At 60.5% G+C, this 18,900-nt stretch carries 16 protein-coding genes; 11 read left to right on the top strand and 5 right to left on the bottom strand.

Annotation, left to right across the window (positions count from 1 at the left end; all coding sequences use genetic code 11):
* Positions 1-116 precede the first annotated feature (116 nt).
* Complete coding sequence (gene bioB / locus FFI16_RS29485) at positions 117-1,172, bottom strand: biotin synthase BioB (protein WP_138813579.1); 1,056 nt, start codon at positions 1,170-1,172, stop codon at positions 117-119.
* 92 nt (positions 1,173-1,264) lie between these two features.
* On the opposite strand from bioB, the gene FFI16_RS29480 reads away from it, so the two are divergent.
* From FFI16_RS29480 to rarD, 5 genes are all read left to right on the top strand, one after another.
* Entirely contained in the window at positions 1,265-2,002 is a 738-nt protein-coding gene (locus FFI16_RS29480; RefSeq protein ID WP_138813578.1) for a ComF family protein, read from the top strand.
* Positions 2,003-2,059: 57 nt separating this feature from the next.
* Positions 2,060-2,824 carry a TOBE domain-containing protein gene (locus FFI16_RS29475; RefSeq protein WP_138813577.1) on the top strand — a complete coding sequence of 255 codons (765 nt, stop codon included), beginning with the start codon at positions 2,060-2,062 and terminating at the stop codon, positions 2,822-2,824.
* Positions 2,825-2,903: 79 nt separating this feature from the next.
* The gene (locus FFI16_RS29470) at positions 2,904-4,802 is read left to right on the top strand and encodes a PhoX family phosphatase (RefSeq protein ID WP_138813576.1); all 1,899 of its coding nucleotides are present in this window, start codon (positions 2,904-2,906) and stop codon (positions 4,800-4,802) included.
* A gap of 179 nt (positions 4,803-4,981) precedes the next feature.
* Positions 4,982-5,956 (top strand): serine/threonine protein kinase, encoded by a 975-nt coding sequence (locus tag FFI16_RS29465; protein WP_017138020.1) that lies wholly within the window; start codon positions 4,982-4,984, stop codon positions 5,954-5,956.
* Between the two features lie 109 nt (positions 5,957-6,065).
* Entirely contained in the window at positions 6,066-6,950 is an 885-nt protein-coding gene (rarD, locus tag FFI16_RS29460) for an EamA family transporter RarD (RefSeq protein WP_017138019.1), read from the top strand.
* A gap of 223 nt (positions 6,951-7,173) precedes the next feature.
* Here rarD and FFI16_RS29455 read toward each other — a convergent pair whose 3' ends face one another.
* The gene (locus FFI16_RS29455) at positions 7,174-7,686 is read right to left on the bottom strand and encodes a glycine cleavage system protein R (protein WP_138813575.1); all 513 of its coding nucleotides are present in this window, start codon (positions 7,684-7,686) and stop codon (positions 7,174-7,176) included.
* A 267-nt stretch (positions 7,687-7,953) separates the two neighbouring features.
* Here FFI16_RS29455 and FFI16_RS29450 point away from each other — a divergent pair, with 267 nt between their 5' ends.
* Positions 7,954-10,131 carry a malate synthase G gene (locus FFI16_RS29450; protein ID WP_138813574.1) on the top strand — a complete coding sequence of 726 codons (2,178 nt, stop codon included), beginning with the start codon at positions 7,954-7,956 and terminating at the stop codon, positions 10,129-10,131.
* Positions 10,132-10,201: 70 nt separating this feature from the next.
* Here the strand turns inward: FFI16_RS29450 and FFI16_RS29445 are convergent, their stop codons facing one another.
* The 3 genes from FFI16_RS29445 to FFI16_RS29435 all read right to left on the bottom strand — a co-directional run bounded on the left by FFI16_RS29445 (position 10,202) and on the right by FFI16_RS29435 (position 11,706).
* Positions 10,202-10,588, bottom strand: a complete 387-nt coding sequence (locus FFI16_RS29445) for a hypothetical protein (protein WP_138813573.1) — start codon at positions 10,586-10,588, stop codon at positions 10,202-10,204.
* A 160-nt stretch (positions 10,589-10,748) separates the two neighbouring features.
* Positions 10,749-11,129, bottom strand: a complete 381-nt coding sequence (locus FFI16_RS29440) for a hypothetical protein (protein WP_138813572.1) — start codon at positions 11,127-11,129, stop codon at positions 10,749-10,751.
* Positions 11,130-11,259: 130 nt separating this feature from the next.
* Positions 11,260-11,706, bottom strand: coding sequence for a response regulator (locus tag FFI16_RS29435; RefSeq protein WP_138813571.1), 447 nt, complete (start codon positions 11,704-11,706; stop codon positions 11,260-11,262).
* 247 nt (positions 11,707-11,953) lie between these two features.
* Between FFI16_RS29435 and FFI16_RS29430 the strand changes: the two genes are divergently transcribed.
* The 5 genes from FFI16_RS29430 (at position 11,954) to FFI16_RS29410 (ending at position 18,860) form a co-directional block, all read left to right on the top strand.
* On the top strand, positions 11,954-13,876 hold the full coding sequence (locus tag FFI16_RS29430) for a putative nucleotidyltransferase substrate binding domain-containing protein (RefSeq protein WP_178112718.1): 1,923 nt from the start codon (positions 11,954-11,956) through the stop codon (positions 13,874-13,876).
* Complete coding sequence (locus tag FFI16_RS29425; protein ID WP_138813569.1) at positions 13,873-14,580, top strand: PolC-type DNA polymerase III; 708 nt, start codon at positions 13,873-13,875, stop codon at positions 14,578-14,580. The genes FFI16_RS29430 and FFI16_RS29425 overlap by 4 nt, the downstream gene beginning before the upstream one ends.
* Before the next feature lie 144 nt (positions 14,581-14,724).
* The gene (locus FFI16_RS29420) at positions 14,725-15,243 is read left to right on the top strand and encodes an RNA polymerase sigma factor (protein ID WP_058420525.1); all 519 of its coding nucleotides are present in this window, start codon (positions 14,725-14,727) and stop codon (positions 15,241-15,243) included.
* The gene (locus FFI16_RS29415) at positions 15,240-16,202 is read left to right on the top strand and encodes a FecR domain-containing protein (RefSeq protein WP_138813568.1); all 963 of its coding nucleotides are present in this window, start codon (positions 15,240-15,242) and stop codon (positions 16,200-16,202) included. The genes FFI16_RS29420 and FFI16_RS29415 overlap by 4 nt, the downstream gene beginning before the upstream one ends.
* Before the next feature lie 228 nt (positions 16,203-16,430).
* The gene (locus FFI16_RS29410; RefSeq protein ID WP_138813567.1) at positions 16,431-18,860 is read left to right on the top strand and encodes a TonB-dependent siderophore receptor; all 2,430 of its coding nucleotides are present in this window, start codon (positions 16,431-16,433) and stop codon (positions 18,858-18,860) included.
* Positions 18,861-18,900: the final 40 nt, after the last annotated feature.

Genomic DNA, 18,900 nt, shown 5'->3' with positions numbered 1-18,900 from the left:
AAGCGGGCTTGCTCGCGAATGCGGTGTGTCAGCAAACACATCCGTCACTGAACCACCGCTTTCGCGAGCAAGCCCGCTCCCACAGTTGGATTGCATTCCAAATGTTGAGAAAGGCGTTAAACCACCGCGTTATAAAACTGCTCGCTGCTCTTTTGCTCCACCAACGCCTGCTCAATCGCTGCCTGATGCACTTCATCGGCGTGCTCTTCACGCGCTTCCGGCAAGATCCCCAGGCGCGAGAACAGTTGCATGTCCTTGTCGGCCTGCGGGTTGGCGGTGGTCAGCAACTTGTCGCCGTAGAAGATCGAGTTGGCGCCGGCAAAAAACGCCAGGGCCTGCATCTGCTCGTTCATGGCTTCACGGCCGGCCGACAGGCGCACATGGGACTCTGGCATCAGGATGCGCGCCACGGCGAGCATGCGGATGAAGTCGAACGGGTCGATGTCTTCGGCGTTTTCCAGCGGCGTACCGGCGACCTTCACCAGCATGTTGATCGGCACTGACTCCGGATGCTCCGGCAGGTTGGCCAGTTGGATCAGCAGGTTGGCACGGTCGTCGAGGGACTCGCCCATGCCGAGGATGCCGCCCGAGCAGATCTTCATCCCCGAATCACGCACGTAGGCCAGGGTTTGCAGGCGCTCGCCGTAAGTGCGGGTGGTGATGATGCTGCCGTAGAACTCCGGCGAGGTGTCGAGGTTGTGGTTGTAGTAGTCCAGGCCGGCCTGGGCCAGCGCTTCGGTCTGGTCCTGATCGAGTCGGCCGAGGGTCATGCAGGTTTCCAGGCCCATGGCCTTCACGCCTTTGACCATTTGCAGCACATAGGGCATGTCTTTGGCCGACGGGTGCTTCCAGGCGGCCCCCATGCAAAAGCGCGTCGAGCCGATGGCTTTGGCGCGGGCCGCCTCTTCGAGGACCTTCTGCACTTCCATCAGCTTTTCTTTTTCCAGGCCGGTGTTGTAGTGGCCCGACTGCGGACAATATTTGCAATCTTCCGGGCAGGCGCCGGTTTTGATCGACAGCAAGGTCGAGACCTGCACGCGGTTGGCGTCGAAATGCGCGCGGTGCACGGTCTGCGCCTGGAACAACAGGTCATTGAAGGGTTGCACAAACAGCGCTTTGACTTCGGCTAAAGACCAATCGTGACGCAGGGTGGCAGAGGTGCTGGCGCTCATGGGCGATTCCTTGATTATGCTTGGGCTTACGCTGCGGGAAAGGCAATACCCACAGGCGCGACACGGATGCTCGGCATATTTAAGGAAGATTCATGCACTGTCAACCTGGATACAAACACCAAGTTTACATCTGGTTAGAAAACAACCAATTCTGTTTAATCTGCGATGAAGCAACAAACACCCACCAGCCGGTGTGCAACGTCTGCGAAACCGAGCTGCCCTGGCTGTTGGAGCACTGCGAGGTGTGCGCCCTGCCACTGCCGAGGGAAGGTTTGATCTGTGGCGCCTGTCAAAAAAAGCCGCCTGCCTATAAACAGGTGATCGCCCCCTGGACCTACGGTTTCCCCGTCGACACCCTTATCAGCCGCTTCAAGCACCAGTCGCGCTGGCCCCTCGGCCATCTGCTCGCCCGCTTGCTGGGGCAGTATCTGCAACACCGTTTCGACGACACCGGACTCACCCGCCCCGACTGCCTGCTGCCGGTGCCCATGGCGCGCAAGCGTCTGCGTGAGCGCGGCTTCAACCAGGCGCTGATGCTGGCCCGTTGGCTCAGCGAAGACCTCGACCTCCCACACGATGAACACCTGTTGTTACGCCCCCATGAAACCGTCGCGCAACAAGCCCTCGACGCCAAGACCCGCCAACGCAACCTGCTCACGGCGTTTGCGCTGGCACCGGGTGCCCAGGTGCAGGGCCGCCACTTCGCGCTGGTGGACGACGTACTCACCACCGGCGCCACCGCCCACAGCCTGGCCCGGCTGTTGATGGCTGCCGGCGCCGGTCAGGTCGATGTGTACTGCCTGGCCCGCACGCCTAAACCGGGCACATGACTTGACTCGCGTGCGCCGCGCCTGCAACGTCCGCTGACCTTATCGAAGCGTATCCACATGTCTCTGCCAACCTCACTCAGCCAGCACATCATCCGCCGCCCCCAGCGCATCGCCTTGCTGGCGCATATTGCCGAGCAGGGTTCGATCACCCGCGCGGCCAAGAGCGCCGGCCTGAGTTACAAGGCCGCGTGGGATGCGATCGACGAGCTGAACAATCTCTCGCAAAAACCGCTGGTGGAGCGCAGCGTCGGCGGCAAAGGCGGCGGTGGCGCCAAGCTGACGGCCGAAGGTGAGCGCGTGCTGCGCCTGTACCAACGCCTGCAAATGTTGCAGGCCGAGGTGCTCGGTTCGGATGAGGACGCGAGCGACTTCAACCTGCTCGGCCGCTTGATGCTGCGCACCAGCGCGCGCAACCAATTGCACGGCCAGGTCAGCGCCATCGAACACCAGGGCCGCAATGACCTGATTCGCCTGCAGCTCTCGGGCGGCTTGAGCCTGAGCGCGCAGATCACTCACGACAGCACGCAGCGGCTGGAGCTGGAGACCGGCGTTGAAGTGGTCGCCTTGATCAAGGCCGGGTGGCTTGAATTGCTCGCCATCGGGCAGGTTGCAACACCTGGACACAATTGCATGAGCGGTGTGATCGAGACGATTCTCGACGCCGATGACGGCCCCAGCGAAGTGCGCATCACCCTGCCCAACGGCCAGGTGTTATGCGCCCTGGCGCAGCCCGCCGCGCTCAAGGCACTGGATGCCGTCGAAGGCGCGCCAGTCCAAGTGCAATTTTCCCCCAACAATGTGCTGCTCGGCACACCGGTCTAGGCGCCCGCCGTCTTCAAGCTGCAACAAATTCGTCACGCGCGCTCCTTAAGGTGTCTGCAAAAACCGCAGGGAGCCTGAAATGAGCCTATTAGAAGAAAACCAAGCCACCGACCTTGAACAGATGGTCGGCCTCACCCGCCGCCGCTTTATCGGCGCCGGCGCCCTGTGCGGTGCCGCGATGTTCCTGGGCGGCAACCTGCTCACCCGCAGCGCACTGGCCGTGAACGCGGCCACCGCCAGCCCCTTGCTGGGCTTTACCAGCATCGCCGCGGCCACCAGCGACGCCATCACCTTGCCGCCGGGTTACTCCGCCTCGGTGCTGATCAGTTGGGGCCAGCCGCTGCACAAGAACGCGCCGGCCTTCGACCCGTCCGGCAACGGCACCGCCAAAGCCCAGGAACAGCAGTTCGGCGACAACAACGACGGCATGAGCCTGTTCGCCTTCCCCGGCGACAACAACCGTGCGTTGATGGCCATCAACAACGAATACACCAACTACCGCTACCTCTACGCCCATGGCGGCGCGCCGCAATCGTCCGAAGATGTGCGCAAGGCCCAGGCCAGCGAAGGTGTGTCGGTGATCGAAGTGCGCCGCAAAGGCGACACCTGGCAGTTCGTGCAGGATTCGCGCTACAACCGCCGCATCCACGGCAACTCGCCGATCCGCCTGGGCGGCCCCGCGGCCGGCCATGCCTGGCTGAAAACCAGCGCCGACAAAACCGGCAAGAAAGCCCTCGGCACCTTCCAGAACTGCGCCAACGGCAAGACCCCGTGGGGCACTTACCTGACCTGCGAAGAGAACTTCACCGATTGCTTCGGCAGCAGCAACCCGCAACAAAGCTTCGACGCCGGGCAAAAACGCTACGGCGTGGTGGCCGCCAGCCGCGAGATCAACTGGCACCTGCACGACCCGCGCTTCGACATAGCCAAGAACCCCAACGAACTCAATCGCCACGGTTGGGTGGTAGAAATCGACCCGTTCGACCCGCAATCCACGCCGGTCAAGCGCACCGCCCTGGGCCGCTTCAAGCACGAAAACGCCGCGCTCGCCGAAACCCGTGATGGCCGCGCCGTTGTGTACATGGGCGATGACGAACGTGGCGAGTTCATCTACAAGTTCGTCAGCCGCGACCCGATCAACCATCACAACCCTAAAGCCAACAAGAACCTGCTCGACCACGGCACCTTGTACGTGGCGATTTTCGATGCCGGCGATGGCAATGCCGACCACCCCAAGGGTAAGGGCGAATGGGTCGAACTCACCCACGGCAAAAACGGCATTGACGCCAGTTCGGGTTTTGCCAGCCAGGCCGAAGTGCTGATCCACGCGCGCCTGGCCGCCAGCGTAGTGAAAGCCACACGCATGGACCGCCCGGAATGGATCGTGGTCAGCCCCACCGACGGCCAGGTGTATTGCACGCTCACCAACAACGCCAAACGCGGCGAAGACGGCCAGCCGGTGGGAGGGCCGAATCCGCGTGAGAAAAACGTCTACGGCCAGATCCTGCGCTGGAAAGCCGATGCGGATAACCACGGCGCCAACACCTTCACCTGGGACTTGTTTGTGGTGGCCGGCAACCCCGGTGTGCATGCCGGTACGCCAAAAGGCGGTTCGTCCAACATCAACCCGCAAAACATGTTCAACAGCCCCGACGGCCTGGGGTTCGACAAGGCCGGGCGCTTGTGGATCCTCACCGACGGCGACTACAGCAACAAGGGCGACTTCGCCGGCATGGGCAATAACCAGATGCTGTGCGCCGACCCCAACACCGGGGAAATCCGCCGCTTCATGGTTGGGCCGGTGGCGTGCGAGGTCACGGGCATCAGCTTTTCGCCGGACCAGAAGACGCTGTTTGTGGGGATTCAACATCCAGGGGAAACCGGTGGTTCGACCTGGCCGGAGCATCTGCCCAATGGCAAGCCGCGTTCGTCGGTGATGGCGATTCGGCGTGATGATGGTGGAATAGTCGGCGCCTGACAGGGCCTATTCGCGAGCAAGCCCGCTCCCACATTTGACCGTGTACATCCTGTAGGAATGCGATCGAATGTGGGAGCGGGCTTGCTCGCGAAGGCGTCCGCACACCCACCACCTATCCAGGCTCTGGTGCGTTACCATACCCGGCCGGACGCGGCGCCCTGCTGCGCGCAGGAGTTCGCATGGCCCATCCGTTTGAAACACTCACCCCCGATTTAGTACTCGACGCCGTCGAAAGTATCGGCTTCCTCAGCGATGCGCGCGTGTTGGCGCTCAACAGCTACGAAAACCGTGTGTATCAGGTGGGCATCGAAGACTCCGAGCCGCTGATCGCCAAGTTCTACCGCCCGCAGCGCTGGACCAACGAAGCGATCCTCGAAGAACACCGCTTCACCTTCGAACTGGCTGAGTGCGAAGTGCCGGTGGTTGCGCCGATGATCCACAACGGCGAAAGCCTGTTCGAACACGCGGGTTTTCGCTTCACCCTGTTCCCACGCCGTGGCGGCCGGGCGCCGGAGCCGGGTAACCTCGACCAGCTGTATCGCCTCGGGCAATTGCTCGGCCGTTTACACGCTGTGGGTTCCACCCGCCCGTTTGAACACCGCGAAGCCCTGGGTGTGAAGAACTTCGGTCACGATTCCCTCAACACCTTGCTTGAAGGCAACTTCATTCCCAAGAGCCTGCTGCCCGCTTACGAGTCTGTCGCGCGCGACCTGCTCAAGCGTGTGGAAGAGGTATACAAGGCCACACCGCACAAGAACATCCGCATGCACGGCGACTGCCACCCCGGCAACATGATGTGCCGCGACGAGATGTTCCACATCGTCGACCTCGATGACTGCCGCATGGGCCCGGCCGTGCAGGACCTGTGGATGATGCTCGCCGGTGACCGCCAGGAATGCCTGGGCCAGCTGTCGGAATTGATGGACGGCTACCAGGAATTCCACGACTTCGACCCACGCGAACTGGCCTTGATCGAACCCCTGCGCGCCTTGCGCCTGATGCACTACAGCGCCTGGCTCGCGCGGCGCTGGGATGACCCGGCGTTCCCCCACAGCTTTCCGTGGTTTGGCAGCGAGCGGTATTGGGGCGATCAGGTGCTGGCATTGCGCGAGCAACTGTCGGCGCTGAATGAAGAACCCCTGAAACTCTTCTGACCCACCCGTTACTTTCTGTGGGAGCCAGCTCCCACAGAAAAGCCCCTCCATTGCCTGACAAAAATCCTTACAATCGCGCTTTGTAAGCTGCCTGAGCAAGGATTCTGCAATGCACGCCGCCAACCCCCGCAAGGGGTACATCCTGGGCCTGAGCGCCTATGTCATCTGGGGTCTGTTCCCACTTTATTTCAAAGCCATCGCCAGTGTGCCCGCCGCCGAGATCATCGTGCACCGCGTGTTGTGGTCGGCGCTGTTCGGCGGTTTGCTGCTGATGGTGTGGAAGCACCCCGGCTGGTTCCGCGAACTGCGCGACAACCCCAAGCGCCTGGCGATTCTGGCACTCAGTGGCTCGTTGATTGCGGCCAACTGGCTGACGTATGTGTGGTCGGTGAACAGCGGGCGCATGCTCGAAGCGAGCCTGGGTTACTACATCAACCCGTTGGTGAATGTGCTGCTGGGCATGCTGATCCTGGGCGAGCGCCTGCGCCGCCTGCAATGGATCGCCGTCGGGCTGGCAGCGGTGGGTGTGGCGCAGCAAGTGTGGCAAGTCGGCAGCCTGCCGTGGGTGTCGCTGGTGCTGGCGCTGACCTTCGGCTTTTACGGTTTGATCCGCAAGCAGGCGCCGGTCAAGGCGCTGCCAGGGCTGGTGGTGGAAACCTGGATGCTGGTGCCCATCGCCGTAGCGTGGTTGCTGTTCAACCCGTCGGCCCATAGTGCGCAGCTTGAGTTTTGGAGCACCTCCGAAGCCTGGTGGCTGGTGGCCGCAGGCCCGGTCACGCTGATTCCGCTGGTGTGTTTCAACGCCGCCGCGCGGCATCTGCCCTACACCGCGCTGGGCTTTTTGCAGTATGTGGCGCCGACGCTGGTGCTGTTGGAGGCGGTGCTGCTGTTCGGTGAACACCTGGCGACCAGCACGCTGATTGCTTTCGCCTTTATCTGGGCGGGCCTGGTGGTCTACAGCCTGGATGCCTGGCTGACGGTGCGTAAACGCTGATCAAATAACATACAAACCTCTGCAAGCCACAGTACACGTGGCTTGCAGGCATTCACCCCAAGGTTATCCACAACCTGATCCCCGCCATTTGTGCACAAGCCATTGAAACTGCTCGTTTTTTGTTCAATAGGCAGAGAACCCCGGCCGGCGTGGCCTGGCGACGGGTCTCTACAGGTTATCCACAGGCCCATGCAAGATTTCCATGCATAACCCTGTGGGCCGATTACTCCTCGTGGTGCAGTTCCACCATCAAATCATCGGCCAGGGTTTCCAGGGACAGTTGCAAGGTATCCAGGGATAACGCTGTCGGCACCTGCAACAGTGCTTCGGCAGTGAACAGTGGATCACCGCTCATGGGCGCGGGTCGCACATCCGTGCTCAGGCTGGCCAGGTTCACGCCTTGTTTGCTCAGCAGCGCGGTGATTTCGCGCACGATACCCGCGCGGTCATTGCCCACCAACGTCATCATGATCGATTTGGACGCCGAGGCCTGCCCGCTGCTGCCTTCACCCACCAGCACACGAATGCCGTGGGTGGATAAGTCCTCCAGCGCGCCGACCAGGGCTTGACGCTGTTCCGTCGGCACACTGACCCGCAAGATCCCGGCAAACTGCCCGGCCATGTGCGCCATACGGCTTTCCAGCCAGTTGCCGCCGTGGGCGGCAATGTTCTGCGCGATGCGTTCAACCAAGCCAGGTTTGTCGGCGGCGATAATAGTGAGTACAAGATGGTCCATGGCGAAGCCCTCTGGAATTCAACCTACAAGGTGGACGCAGGCGCCCTCGAAAACAAATCGTGTACCATTTTTATATTTATCTGGAACAATCTAATAGTTTTTTGAGAACATCTGATTCTCCGCTGTGACCGTACGACCAAAATGGGTCGCTAAACGACGTATTTAGTCTAATTTTCACAACCGCAAGTCATCATGTAGTATGCCCAACCGTGCACTACATAATGAAAATCTGAAACAGCGCATAAGCTCCGCAGAGTGAGGCAAGCAATGACTGAACACGTTCAAGTCGGTGGCCTGCAGGTCGCCAAAGTCCTGTTCGACTTCGTGAACAACGAAGCCATTCCCGGCACCGGCATCACTGCCGAGCAGTTCTGGGCCGGCGCCGACAAGGTCATCCACGACCTGGCACCGAAGAACAAAGCCCTACTCGCCAAACGCGATGATTTCCAGGCGCGGATCGACACCTGGCACCAGACCCACGCCGGCAAAACCCACGACCCAGTGGCCTACAAAGCCTTCCTGCAAGATATCGGCTACCTGCTGCCAGAAGCCGCAGATTTCCAGGCCTCGACCCAAAATGTCGATGACGAAATTGCCCGCATGGCCGGCCCACAGTTGGTGGTGCCGGTGATGAATGCCCGCTTCGCCCTCAATGCCTCCAATGCCCGCTGGGGCTCGCTGTATGACGCGCTCTATGGCACCGATGCCATCAGCGAAGCCGACGGTGCCGAGAAGGGCAAGGGCTACAACAAAGTGCGTGGCGACAAGGTAATTGCCTTCGCCCGTGCGTTCCTCGACGAAGCCGCGCCGCTCACCGCCGGCAGCCACGTCGACTCCACCGGTTACAAGATGGTGGATGGCAAGCTCATCGTCAGCCTCAAGGGCGGCAGCAACAGCGGCCTGCGCGACGATGCACAGCTGATCGGCTTCCAGGGCCCTGCGGCCGAGCCGATTGCGATCCTGCTGAAACACAACGGCCTGCACTTCGAAATCCAGATCGACGCCAGCACCCCGGTCGGCCAGACCGATGCCGCCGGCGTCAAAGACGTGCTGATGGAAGCGGCGCTGACCACCATCATGGACTGCGAAGACTCGGTCGCCGCCGTCGATGCCGATGACAAAGTGGTGATCTACCGCAACTGGCTCGGCCTGATGAAGGGCGACCTGGCCGAAGAAGTGGCCAAGGGCGGCAAGACCTTCACCCGCACCATGAACGCCGACCGCGTCTACACCGGCGTGGATGGCCAGGACGTGACCCTGCACGGCCGTTCGCTGCTGTTCGTGCGTAACGTTGGCCACTTGATGACCATCGACGCGATCCTGGATAAAGACGGCAACGAAGTACCGGAAGGCATCCTCGATGGCCTGCTCACCAGCCTGGCGGCCATCCACAGCCTCAATGGCAACAGCAGCCGCAAGAATAGCCGCACCGGCTCCGTGTACATCGTTAAACCGAAAATGCACGGCCCCGAAGAAGCCGCGTTTACCAATGAGCTGTTTGGCCGCATCGAAGACGTGCTGAACTTGCCACGCAACACCCTCAAAGTCGGGATAATGGATGAGGAGCGCCGCACCACGGTCAACCTCAAGGCCTGCATCAAGGCGGCCAGCGAGCGTGTGGTGTTTATCAACACCGGCTTCCTCGACCGCACCGGCGACGAGATCCACACCTCCATGGAAGCCGGCGCGATGGTGCGCAAGGCTGCCATGAAGGCCGAAAAATGGATCGGCGCCTACGAAAACTGGAACGTCGATATCGGCTTGAGCACCGGCCTGCAAGGTCGTGCGCAAATTGGTAAAGGCATGTGGGCCATGCCTGATCTAATGGCGGCGATGCTCGAGCAGAAAATCGCTCACCCATTGGCAGGTGCCAACACCGCCTGGGTGCCATCGCCGACGGCGGCTGCGCTGCACGCGCTGCACTACCACAAGGTTGATGTGTTCGCCCGCCAGGCCGAACTGGCCAAGCGCGAGCGCGCTTCGGTAGACGATATCCTGACCATTCCTCTGGCCAGCAACACCGATTGGTCCGACGAAGAAATCCGCAACGAACTGGACAACAACGCCCAGGGCATCCTCGGCTATGTCGTCCGCTGGATCGACCAGGGCGTCGGCTGCTCGAAAGTGCCGGACATCAACGATGTAGGCCTGATGGAAGACCGCGCCACCCTGCGCATCTCCAGCCAGCACATCGCCAACTGGCTGCGCCATGGCATCGTCAACGAAGCCCAGGTAATGGAAAGCCTCAAGCGCATGGCGCCGGTGGTGGACCGTCAGAATGCCGGGGATGCGCTGTATCGCCCGCTGGCGCCGGATTTCGACAGCAACATCGCGTTTCAAGCGGCGGTGGAGTTGGTGATTGAAGGGACTAAGCAGCCGAATGGGTATACGGAGCCGGTGTTGCATCGTCGGCGTCGGGAGTTCAAGGCTAAAAACGGACTTTAATTAGATAAAACTCCCTGATCTCAAGATCAGGGAGTTTGGACTCACAGGCACATTTCACGCATTCAATTCATCATGGTTTAAATTTGGCGTCAGCCGTGCCGGTAAGTCCGTAAGGGCGACCTTGAAACTCGTAGGTCGTATCGAACGTTAGCGTTTGATGGTCTCCTTCGTCCGAAACCTTCACTTTGACCGTGCCGATCAGCTCGTGACTTTCACCCTTGTAATTAAACAGCACCCTCACAAAACCTGGCATACCCTTCTCATACTTAAACTCATAGCTCCCATCGACGGTAGGCTCAGGGTAAATTATATCCAATACAGTATATCCACGATCGTCAAGAACATTAAAAAACTGCTTATCAAAAATAAAGCTATCCGCAGTAATCTCGTCGTGCGGTTTGTTACGGTAAGTGATTTTAAACTCGGCTTTACCGGCAAAAGAATTTTGCGAAAGCATATCAAACCCTCACTCTATAAATCATTAAATAAACACTGTTTAACCTGCACTTTACCCGCAGCAAACAATAGCCCTAGCGATCTTTTCCCAATCAGAACTAACTGTTTCTGCAAACGTATTGGCAGCCGAGCACGTCATCGTGCTTTATACCGATGGCGAACTATTTGGATTCGATAGTGTACGTACCGTTAAGTACCACCACCGGAGTTTGCCCATCGAAAGTCAAATTATCCAGCGTGCCGCTGTGCTTGAAAGAAGTACCGAACTCCGGACGCACTACGGTCAGCTTCAACTCTCCCGACGTTGGCATATAGCAGTCATTGCCACTGGCATCGCGGTAAGTTGCCGCGCTTCCTGCAAGATCGAAGGATTGATCATCGCCGGCTGGCACATCATGACCATACGAGAGATAGATACTTGCAACGTCAGGACCATTTAACCGGGTCCAAGAGAGATACCCTAAAAATTCCGTTGCGGGAAAAGCACTCGTTTCACCGTCAATGGAAACCGTAATGTCAGCGGAACCCGTGATTGCAGGCATGATAAATTCCTGTTCGTAGGATGAGAAGTACTGGGTCAACTCCAGTACGCCTCGACTCAGTACACAGGTTTTAGATTTATTTAACTACTGTCAGAGTTGACAGGTATGGGAGCGGACCGACCAGCGGTAGCTACTGCGCCATCCCCAGTTCCCGCTTGACCATCTTCGCCAACTTCACGCTGTCAATCGGCTTGAGCATAAAGTCCACCACGCTCATGTGCATGGCGTCGATCACATCGCGAGCTTCGGCGTCCCCCGACATGATGATGATCGGCAGCGCCGCACGCGTAGAGCTGCGTACTTGCTTGATCAGTTCCAGGCCATTGCTAGGCGCCATGCGCAGATCGGTGATCAGCAAACCGATGGAGCTGCTGGACTCCAACAAATCCCACGCTGTCTCGCCACTGTCAGCGGTCATGCAACGAATGCCGTCCAGGCCCAGGATTTCTGCCAGCAATTCACGTGCGTCCTTGTCGTCATCGACAATCAACACCCGTTGTGGCGGTAGATCGGGCTCCAGCATCACGGCGCTCAGCGCCTCGCGCTCGGCATCACTTAAAATATCGTGGTCGGACATACGTTTCTCAGCAGTTCTATTCAATCTCCCAGCACACTCGTCAGACATCTGCGGAAGGGCGAACAATGTGCACTTCGTCGGAAAGTTTGCCTAGTGGGCGTTCTACGGGGTTTGGACGATAGTCATGTAAGGTTTTTCCCTAGTCGTAGTGGGTTTTGTCCAGACCTAGACTTACGTCCAATGGGCACCCGCCGCGCGGGAGTCGACCATGCAGGACGATAACGACAAAAAAACTGCGGTCACTGTTATGAGTAAAGCTGATGCTTTCACGCAGGCGGGAAAAACCGCCGTGTTGCAGAACATCCACGGCACCCTGCAATTCCTGCAACGCTTCCCCCCGTTCAACCAGATGGAAAACGCCCACCTGGCGTTTTTGGTCGAGCAGTGCCAACTGCGCTTCTACGGCCCCGGCGACAGCATTCTCAAGCCGTCCGGCGGGCCGGTGGAGCACTTCTATATCGTCAAGCAGGGCCGCGTAGTCGGCGAGCGGCCGGACTCGACGCAAACTACCTTCGAAATCACCACCGGCGAGTGCTTCCCGCTCGCCGCGTTGCTGGGCGAACGTGCGACCCGCACCGAGCACAAAGCCGCCGAAGACACCTTCTGCCTGCAACTCAACAAGCCGGCGTTTATCAAGCTGTTCGCCCTTTCCAGCCCGTTTCGCGATTTTGCCCTGCGCGGTGTCAGCAGCCTGCTCGATCAGGTCAACCAGCAGGTGCAGCAAAAGGCCGTGGAAACCCTCGGTACCCAGTACTCGCTGAACACCCGCCTGGGCGAATTGGCCATGCGCCATCCGGTCACCTGCAGCCCGACCACACCGCTGCGCGAGGCGGTGACGCTGATGCATGAGCAACAAGTGGGCAGCATCGTGATCGTCGATGAGCACAAGGCGCCGCTGGGGATCTTCACCTTGCGCGACCTGCGCCAAGTGGTCGCCGACGGCACCAGCGATTTCAATCAAGCCATCGCTGGCCACATGACCCAGGCGCCGTTCTTTTTAAGCCCGGACCACAGCGCTTTCGATGCCGCCATCGCCATGACCGAGCGGCATATCGCCCATGTGTGCCTGGTGAAAGACCAGCGCCTGTGTGGCGTGGTGTCCGAGCGCGACCTGTTTTCCCTGCAACGGGTCGACCTGGTGCACCTGGCGCGCACCATCCGCAACGCGCCCCGGGTGGAAAATCTGGTGGTGATTCGCGGCGAGATCGGTCAGTTGGTGGAGCGCATGCTGGCCCATGGCGCGTCGTCCACCCAGATCACTCACATTATTACCCTGCTCAACGATCACACCGTGTGCCGGGTGATCGAACTGACCCTGGCCGACAAAGGCGACCCTGGCGTGCCTTTCAGCTGGCTGTGTTTCGGCAGTGAGGGGCGCCGCGAACAAACCCTGTTTACCGACCAGGACAACGGCATCCTGTTCGAGGCCAAGGACGCCGCCGAAGCCGCCGAGATTCGCGGCCGCCTGTTGCCCCTGGCGCAGCAAATCAACCAGAGCCTGGCGCTGTGCGGCTTCAGCCTGTGCAAGGGCAATATCATGGCCGGCAACCCCGAGCTGTGCCTGTCGCGTGCCGAATGGGCGCGGCGCTTCGGTGCCTTTATCCGCGAAGCCACACCGGAAAACCTGCTGGGCTCAAGCATCTATTTCGACTTGCGTGTGGTGTGGGGCGACGAGCACGGTTGCGAGCAACTGCGCCAGGGCATTCTCGATCAGGTGGCCGATAACCGGTTGTTCCAACGTATGCTGGCCGAGAACGCCTTGCGCCAGCGCCCGCCGGTCGGGCGTTTCCGCGACTTTGTGCTGACGCGCAAAGGCGCCGAAAAGGCCACGCTCGACCTCAAGGTGCAGGGCCTTACACCTTTTGTGGATGGCGCGCGCCTGTTGGCCCTGGCCAATGGCATTCACACCAACAACACCCTGGACCGCCTGCGCCAACTGGTGGTCAAGGAGGTCATCGAACCGCTCGATGGCGCCGCCTATGAGGAGGCATATCACTTTATCCAGCAAACCCGCATGCAGCAGCATCAGTTGCAAACCCGCGAGAACCTGCCGTATTCCAACCGTGTCGACCCCGACAGCCTCAACCATTTGGACCGGCGCATCCTGCGCGAATCCCTGCGCCAGGCCCAACGCCTGCAAAGCAGCCTGACATTTCGGTATCAGCTGTGAGTTTTTTCGGTTGGCTGCATAAGAAAAAGCCTGGGCTCGACGCTGATCAGAAGCAGCGCCTGGCGCAATTGCCCAAGCCCGCAGTGTTGGGCGACGGGTCTCTACGCGGGCAACGCTGGGTGGTGGTCGACCTGGAAACCAGCGGCCTGAACCTCAACCGCGACCAGGTGTTGTCCATCGGCGCAGTCGTGATCGAGGATGGCGCAGTGGATTTCTCGCAGATGTTCGAGCGCACCCTGCATCGGGCCAACACCAAGGTTGGCCCCAGCGTGCTGATCCATGGCCTCGGCCCCAGCGCGATTGCCGCCGGCAGCGACCCGGCCGAAGCCTTGCTGGACTTTATGGCCTTCGTCGGCGACAGCCCGTTGCTGGCGTTCCATGCGCCGTTCGACCAACACATGTTGTGCCGGGCGCTCAAAGACAGCCTGGGTTATCGGCTGGCCCACCCGTTCCTCGATGTAGCCGACATCGCCCCGCTGTTGTGCCCCGACGCGACTATCCGTGAGGCCGGGCTCGACGACTGGATCAACCACTTCAAGCTGCACGTGGGCGAACGCCATCACGCCAGTGCCGATGCGCTGGCCACGGCGGAGCTGATGCTCATCCTGTTCAGCCGTGCGCGCCAACAGCGAATCGACAGCCCACACGCGCTGCAAGAGCGCTTGAGCCAATGGACACGGCGCAAACAAGCGCCCTCGTTCTAGGGGACGCGGAGCGTCCCAGGAGGCATTCCCACGCAGAGCGTGGGAACGATCGTCCGACAGACGCCAATTGCGCAGGCTCACAGCCTCTGACACAATCGCGAATAATTCTCGTTAGTTTAAACCCCTTGTTTATTCGGTGATGCCTTGTCGTCGGTCCAAACCCCACACAGTGAGCTTGTTGGCGCGTTGTATCGCGACCATCGTGGCTGGCTGTTGGCGTGGCTGCGACGCAATGTGGCCTGCCCGAGCCGCGCCGAAGACCTGAGCCAGGACACCTTCATGCGCCTGCTGGGCCGTGACGAGCTGCGCGAACCGCGCGAGCCACGCGCGTTTCTGGTGGCCATCGCCAAAGGGTTGCTGTTCGACTACTTCCGCCGCGCGGCGCTGGAACAGGCCTACCTCACCGAACTGATGCTGATCCCGGAAAGCGAACACCCCTCGCCCGAACAACAGCAATTGATCCTCGAAGACCTCAAGGCCATCGACCGCCTGCTCGGCAAGCTGTCGAGCAAGGCCCGCGCCGCCTTCCTCTATAACCGCCTCGACGGCCTCGGCCACGCCGAAATCGCCCAGCGCCTGGGCGTGTCGGTGCCGCGTGTGCGCCAGTACCTGGCCCAGGGCATTCGCCAGTGCTACATCGCGCTGTATGGCGAGCCACTGTGACAGGCGCCAAACCGGTCACGGCCCGCGTGCTGGATGCGGCGATTGCCTGGCAACTGTCGCTCGACTCGGGCGCCGGCAGCGCTGTGGAACAGGAAGAGTTCGGTAAATGGCTGGCCAGTGATGAAGAACACGCACGCGCCTGGCGCCAGCTGGGCATGCTCGACCAGCGCTTCAGCGTGGCCTCGGGCCCGGCGCGGGCGGCGTTGTTGCAGTCCCGCCAAGGCATTCGCCAGCGCGTGCGCAAGTTGGGCAGCGGTTTGGCCAGCATCGCGCTGGTGATTGGCTTGGCGCTGTTTGCCGGTGAGCGTTACGTGCCGATCCACTATTGGCTGGCCGACCAGCGCACGGCCACCGGCGAGCAACGCACGCTGAAGCTGGCCGACGGCACACTGGTCAACCTCAACACCCACAGCGCCATAGACGTGCGCTTCGATGAAAAACGCCGGCTGATCGTGTTGCAGGAAGGCGAAATCCTCGTCGAAACCGGCCACAACGATGCGCGCCCGTTCTACGTGCAAACCCGCGACGGCAGCCTGCGAGCCCTGGGCACGCGGTTTATCGTCAAGCGCGAAGACGACGCCACGCGCCTGAGCGTGCTGCAATCTGCCGTGGCCGCCCAGCCTGAGGCGCTGCATCAGGAACAGATTTTCAAAGCAGGCCAGCAAGTGCTGATGCGCAGCGACGGCCTCGGCCCTGCGCTGGAGGTGACACCCGCCGCAGACGCCTGGACACGCGGCATGCTGGTGGTCGACAACGCCCGCCTGGGCGATGTGGTTGCCGAACTTGGCCGCTACCGCACCGGCTACCTGGGCGTGGACAAAAACGTGGCCGACCTGCGCATCACCGGCAGCTTCCCGCTGCACGACACCACGCTGGCGCTCAATGCCCTGCTGCCGACCTTGCCGGTGCAGATCGAGCAGCACACGCCGTGGTGGGTGACCGTTAAGGCTAAGCCTTAGGTTTTTCAGTGCCTGGGCGATCGCCTTCGCGAGCAAGCCCGCTCCCACAGTTGACCGTGTTCTAACTGGAAAAACGCGGTCAACAGTGGGAGCGGGCTTGCTCGCGAAGAGGCCCTCAAAAACACCATAACGCTTCAGAGCAAAAATATTTCCACCCAGCCCTATCACTTTTTGATTCTCGTCCGGCACCTAGGCAATTGAGAAATATTTTCATTCAGGAGCCGCCCCATGTCCCGCACGCTAGACACCTTGTTGCGCCCCAGCCTGTTAGCCGTCGCCATTGCCCTCAGCGCCCCGCTGACGAGCACCGTGCTGATGGCCGCCGAGCAAGCTTCCAGCGTGCGCGCCTATAACCTGCCGGCTGCGCCATTGGCCAGCACCCTGAACCAGATCGCCAGCCAGGCCGGTCTCGCGCTGACGCTTAACCCATCGCTGGCAGCGGGCAAGACCTCGGCACCGGTCAAGGGCCAGTTCGATGCCCAGGGCGCGTTGCGTGAGGCGTTGCGTGGCACGGGCTTGCAGTTGGAGCAGAGCAGTGCGGGGACGTTTACGCTGGTGGCCATTCCTGAAGGTGTCGTGGCACTGCCAGAGACCAGCATCATTGCCCAGGGCAGCGATGAAAGCGCTTGGGGCCCAGTCGATGGCTACCTGGCCAAACGCACTGCCGCCGGCACCAAAACCGACACCGCGCTGGTCGAAGCCCCGCGCTCGATCTCCGTCGCCACCCGCGAGCAGATGCAGGACCGCAACGTCCAGAACCTGGATGACGCGGTTAAATACATGCCCGGCATCGTGTCCGCCAGCTACGGCAGCGACACCCGCTATGACTGGATGCGCGTGCGCGGCTTCGAGCCGACCCAATTCCTCGACGGCCTCCCACTGCCACGCGGCGTGTACGCCAACCCGAAAGCCGAAACCTGGAACCTCGACCGCCTCGCCCTGCTGCGTGGCCCGGCCTCATCGGTTTACGGCCAAACGCCACCGGGCGGCCTGCTGGACATGGTCAGCCGCCGTCCCAGCGCCGAACAAAGCAGCGCCATCCAGGTGCAATACGGCAGTGACAACTACCGCCAGATCAACTTCGCCAGCACCGGCAAGATCGATGATGAAGGGCAGTTCCTGTATGGCCTCAGTGGCGTAGTGCGCGATGCCGGCACCCAGATCGATCACATCGACAACAAGCGCTACAACATTGCGCCGAGCCTGACCTGGAACATCGACCCGGATACCAAGCTGACCTTCCTGTCGCAGTTCACCCGCGACGATACCGGCGCCACCAGCCAGTTTTTGCCGATCCAGGGCACCAAGATCAAATCGCCGCTGGGTGATATCTCCCATCACAAAAACCTGGGCGACCCAAACTACGAGTTCTACGACCGCACCTACTACGCATTGGGCTATGCCTTCGAGCATCGCTTCAATGACACCTGGCAGTTCCGTCAGAACCTGCGCTACACCAAGTCGGAATTGTCATTCCAGACACTCACCGTTGGTGCGTATCCCTACACCATGGTTGACGCAGACGGCAACGTTGGCCGCACATCGACAAACGTGGACGAGAACATCGGCCAATTGGCCCTGGACAACAACTTCCAGGCCGACTTCGCCACCGGCGACATCTCCCACACCCTGTTGCTCGGCCTGGATCACCAGCGCACCGATACCTCGTACCTGTCGATTTACGGCGATGGCCTGAAGACCAACGTTAACAATCCGATCTATGGCCAGCCCATCGTTCGTCCCGCTCGCTCCGGGGCGTATTACGACTACAACCAGAAGACCGTGCAGACCGGCCTCTACGCTCAAGACCAGATGGCGCTTGACCAATGGCGCCTGACCGTGGGCGGCCGCGAAGACTGGGTGCACCAGGGCACCACGTACTTCAACCAGAAAGATGCGACCAACACCGACCGAATCAAACATTTCAGCGGCAACGCCGCACTCAGCTACGTATTTGATTCCGGCTTCGTACCCTATATTTCCTACGCAGAATCCTTCCAACCGGCGAGCAATGCCAGCGTCTCGGCGACCGAGTCGTACAAGCCCACCGAAGGCAAACAGTGGGAACTGGGTATCAAGTACCAGCCACCGGGCTCGAACACTTTGCTCAGTGCCGCCGTGTATGACCTGACCCAGAAAAACGTGCTGGTAACCACCACTACCGCTGGCAGCATTCCAGTCACCAACCAGACCGGTGAAGTGAAAGTCAAAGGCCTGGAACTGGAAGCCGTGTCTGATGTGACCGACAACCTCAAAGTCATCGCTTCCTATACCCTGGCCAAATCCGAGGTGCAAAAAGGCGACTACAAAGGTAATCGTCTGCAACTGATGCCAAACCAGCAAGCAACCCTGTGGACAGACTACACCTGGCACACAGGTATCCTCGACGGCTTCGGTATCGGCCTGGGTGCTCGCTACACCGGCAATACCTATGGCGACCAAGGCAATACATGGTTGGGCAAGGCCGACGCCTACACCGTGTTCGATGCGGCAGTGCACTACGACCTCGGTCGTCTGGACAACAGCCTCAAAGGTGCCTCGGTGAAACTGAACGCCACCAACCTGTTCGACAAGGACTACATTTCAACCTGCGATGGTTTCTATTGCTACTACGGCGACCAACGCAGCGTCGTCGCCAGCGCCACTTACCAGTGGTAATCGGCTGAGTTAACAACCGGGCCGCCCCTGTGGCGGCTTC

The sequence above is a fragment of the Pseudomonas sp. KBS0710 genome (assembly GCF_005938045.2).
Taxonomy (GTDB): domain Bacteria; phylum Pseudomonadota; class Gammaproteobacteria; order Pseudomonadales; family Pseudomonadaceae; genus Aquipseudomonas.
This window is presented reverse-complemented; position numbering and strand designations above follow the sequence as displayed.

Excerpts from the sequence above, each read along its gene's own strand:
- bioB (WP_138813579.1), bottom strand. The coding sequence starts at position 1,172 with ATGAGCGCCAGCACCTCTGCCACCCTGCGTCACGATTGGTCTTTAGCC.
- FFI16_RS29480 (WP_138813578.1), top strand. The coding sequence starts at position 1,265 with ATGCACTGTCAACCTGGATACAAACACCAAGTTTACATCTGGTTAGAA.
- FFI16_RS29475 (WP_138813577.1), top strand. The coding sequence starts at position 2,060 with ATGTCTCTGCCAACCTCACTCAGCCAGCACATCATCCGCCGCCCCCAG.
- FFI16_RS29470 (WP_138813576.1), top strand. The coding sequence starts at position 2,904 with ATGAGCCTATTAGAAGAAAACCAAGCCACCGACCTTGAACAGATGGTC.
- FFI16_RS29465 (WP_017138020.1), top strand. The coding sequence starts at position 4,982 with ATGGCCCATCCGTTTGAAACACTCACCCCCGATTTAGTACTCGACGCC.
- rarD (WP_017138019.1), top strand. The coding sequence starts at position 6,066 with ATGCACGCCGCCAACCCCCGCAAGGGGTACATCCTGGGCCTGAGCGCC.
- FFI16_RS29455 (WP_138813575.1), bottom strand. The coding sequence starts at position 7,686 with ATGGACCATCTTGTACTCACTATTATCGCCGCCGACAAACCTGGCTTG.
- FFI16_RS29450 (WP_138813574.1), top strand. The coding sequence starts at position 7,954 with ATGACTGAACACGTTCAAGTCGGTGGCCTGCAGGTCGCCAAAGTCCTG.
- FFI16_RS29445 (WP_138813573.1), bottom strand. The coding sequence starts at position 10,588 with ATGCTTTCGCAAAATTCTTTTGCCGGTAAAGCCGAGTTTAAAATCACT.
- FFI16_RS29440 (WP_138813572.1), bottom strand. The coding sequence starts at position 11,129 with ATGCCTGCAATCACGGGTTCCGCTGACATTACGGTTTCCATTGACGGT.
- FFI16_RS29435 (WP_138813571.1), bottom strand. The coding sequence starts at position 11,706 with ATGTCCGACCACGATATTTTAAGTGATGCCGAGCGCGAGGCGCTGAGC.
- FFI16_RS29430 (WP_178112718.1), top strand. The coding sequence starts at position 11,954 with ATGAGTAAAGCTGATGCTTTCACGCAGGCGGGAAAAACCGCCGTGTTG.
- FFI16_RS29410 (WP_138813567.1), top strand. The coding sequence starts at position 16,431 with ATGTCCCGCACGCTAGACACCTTGTTGCGCCCCAGCCTGTTAGCCGTC.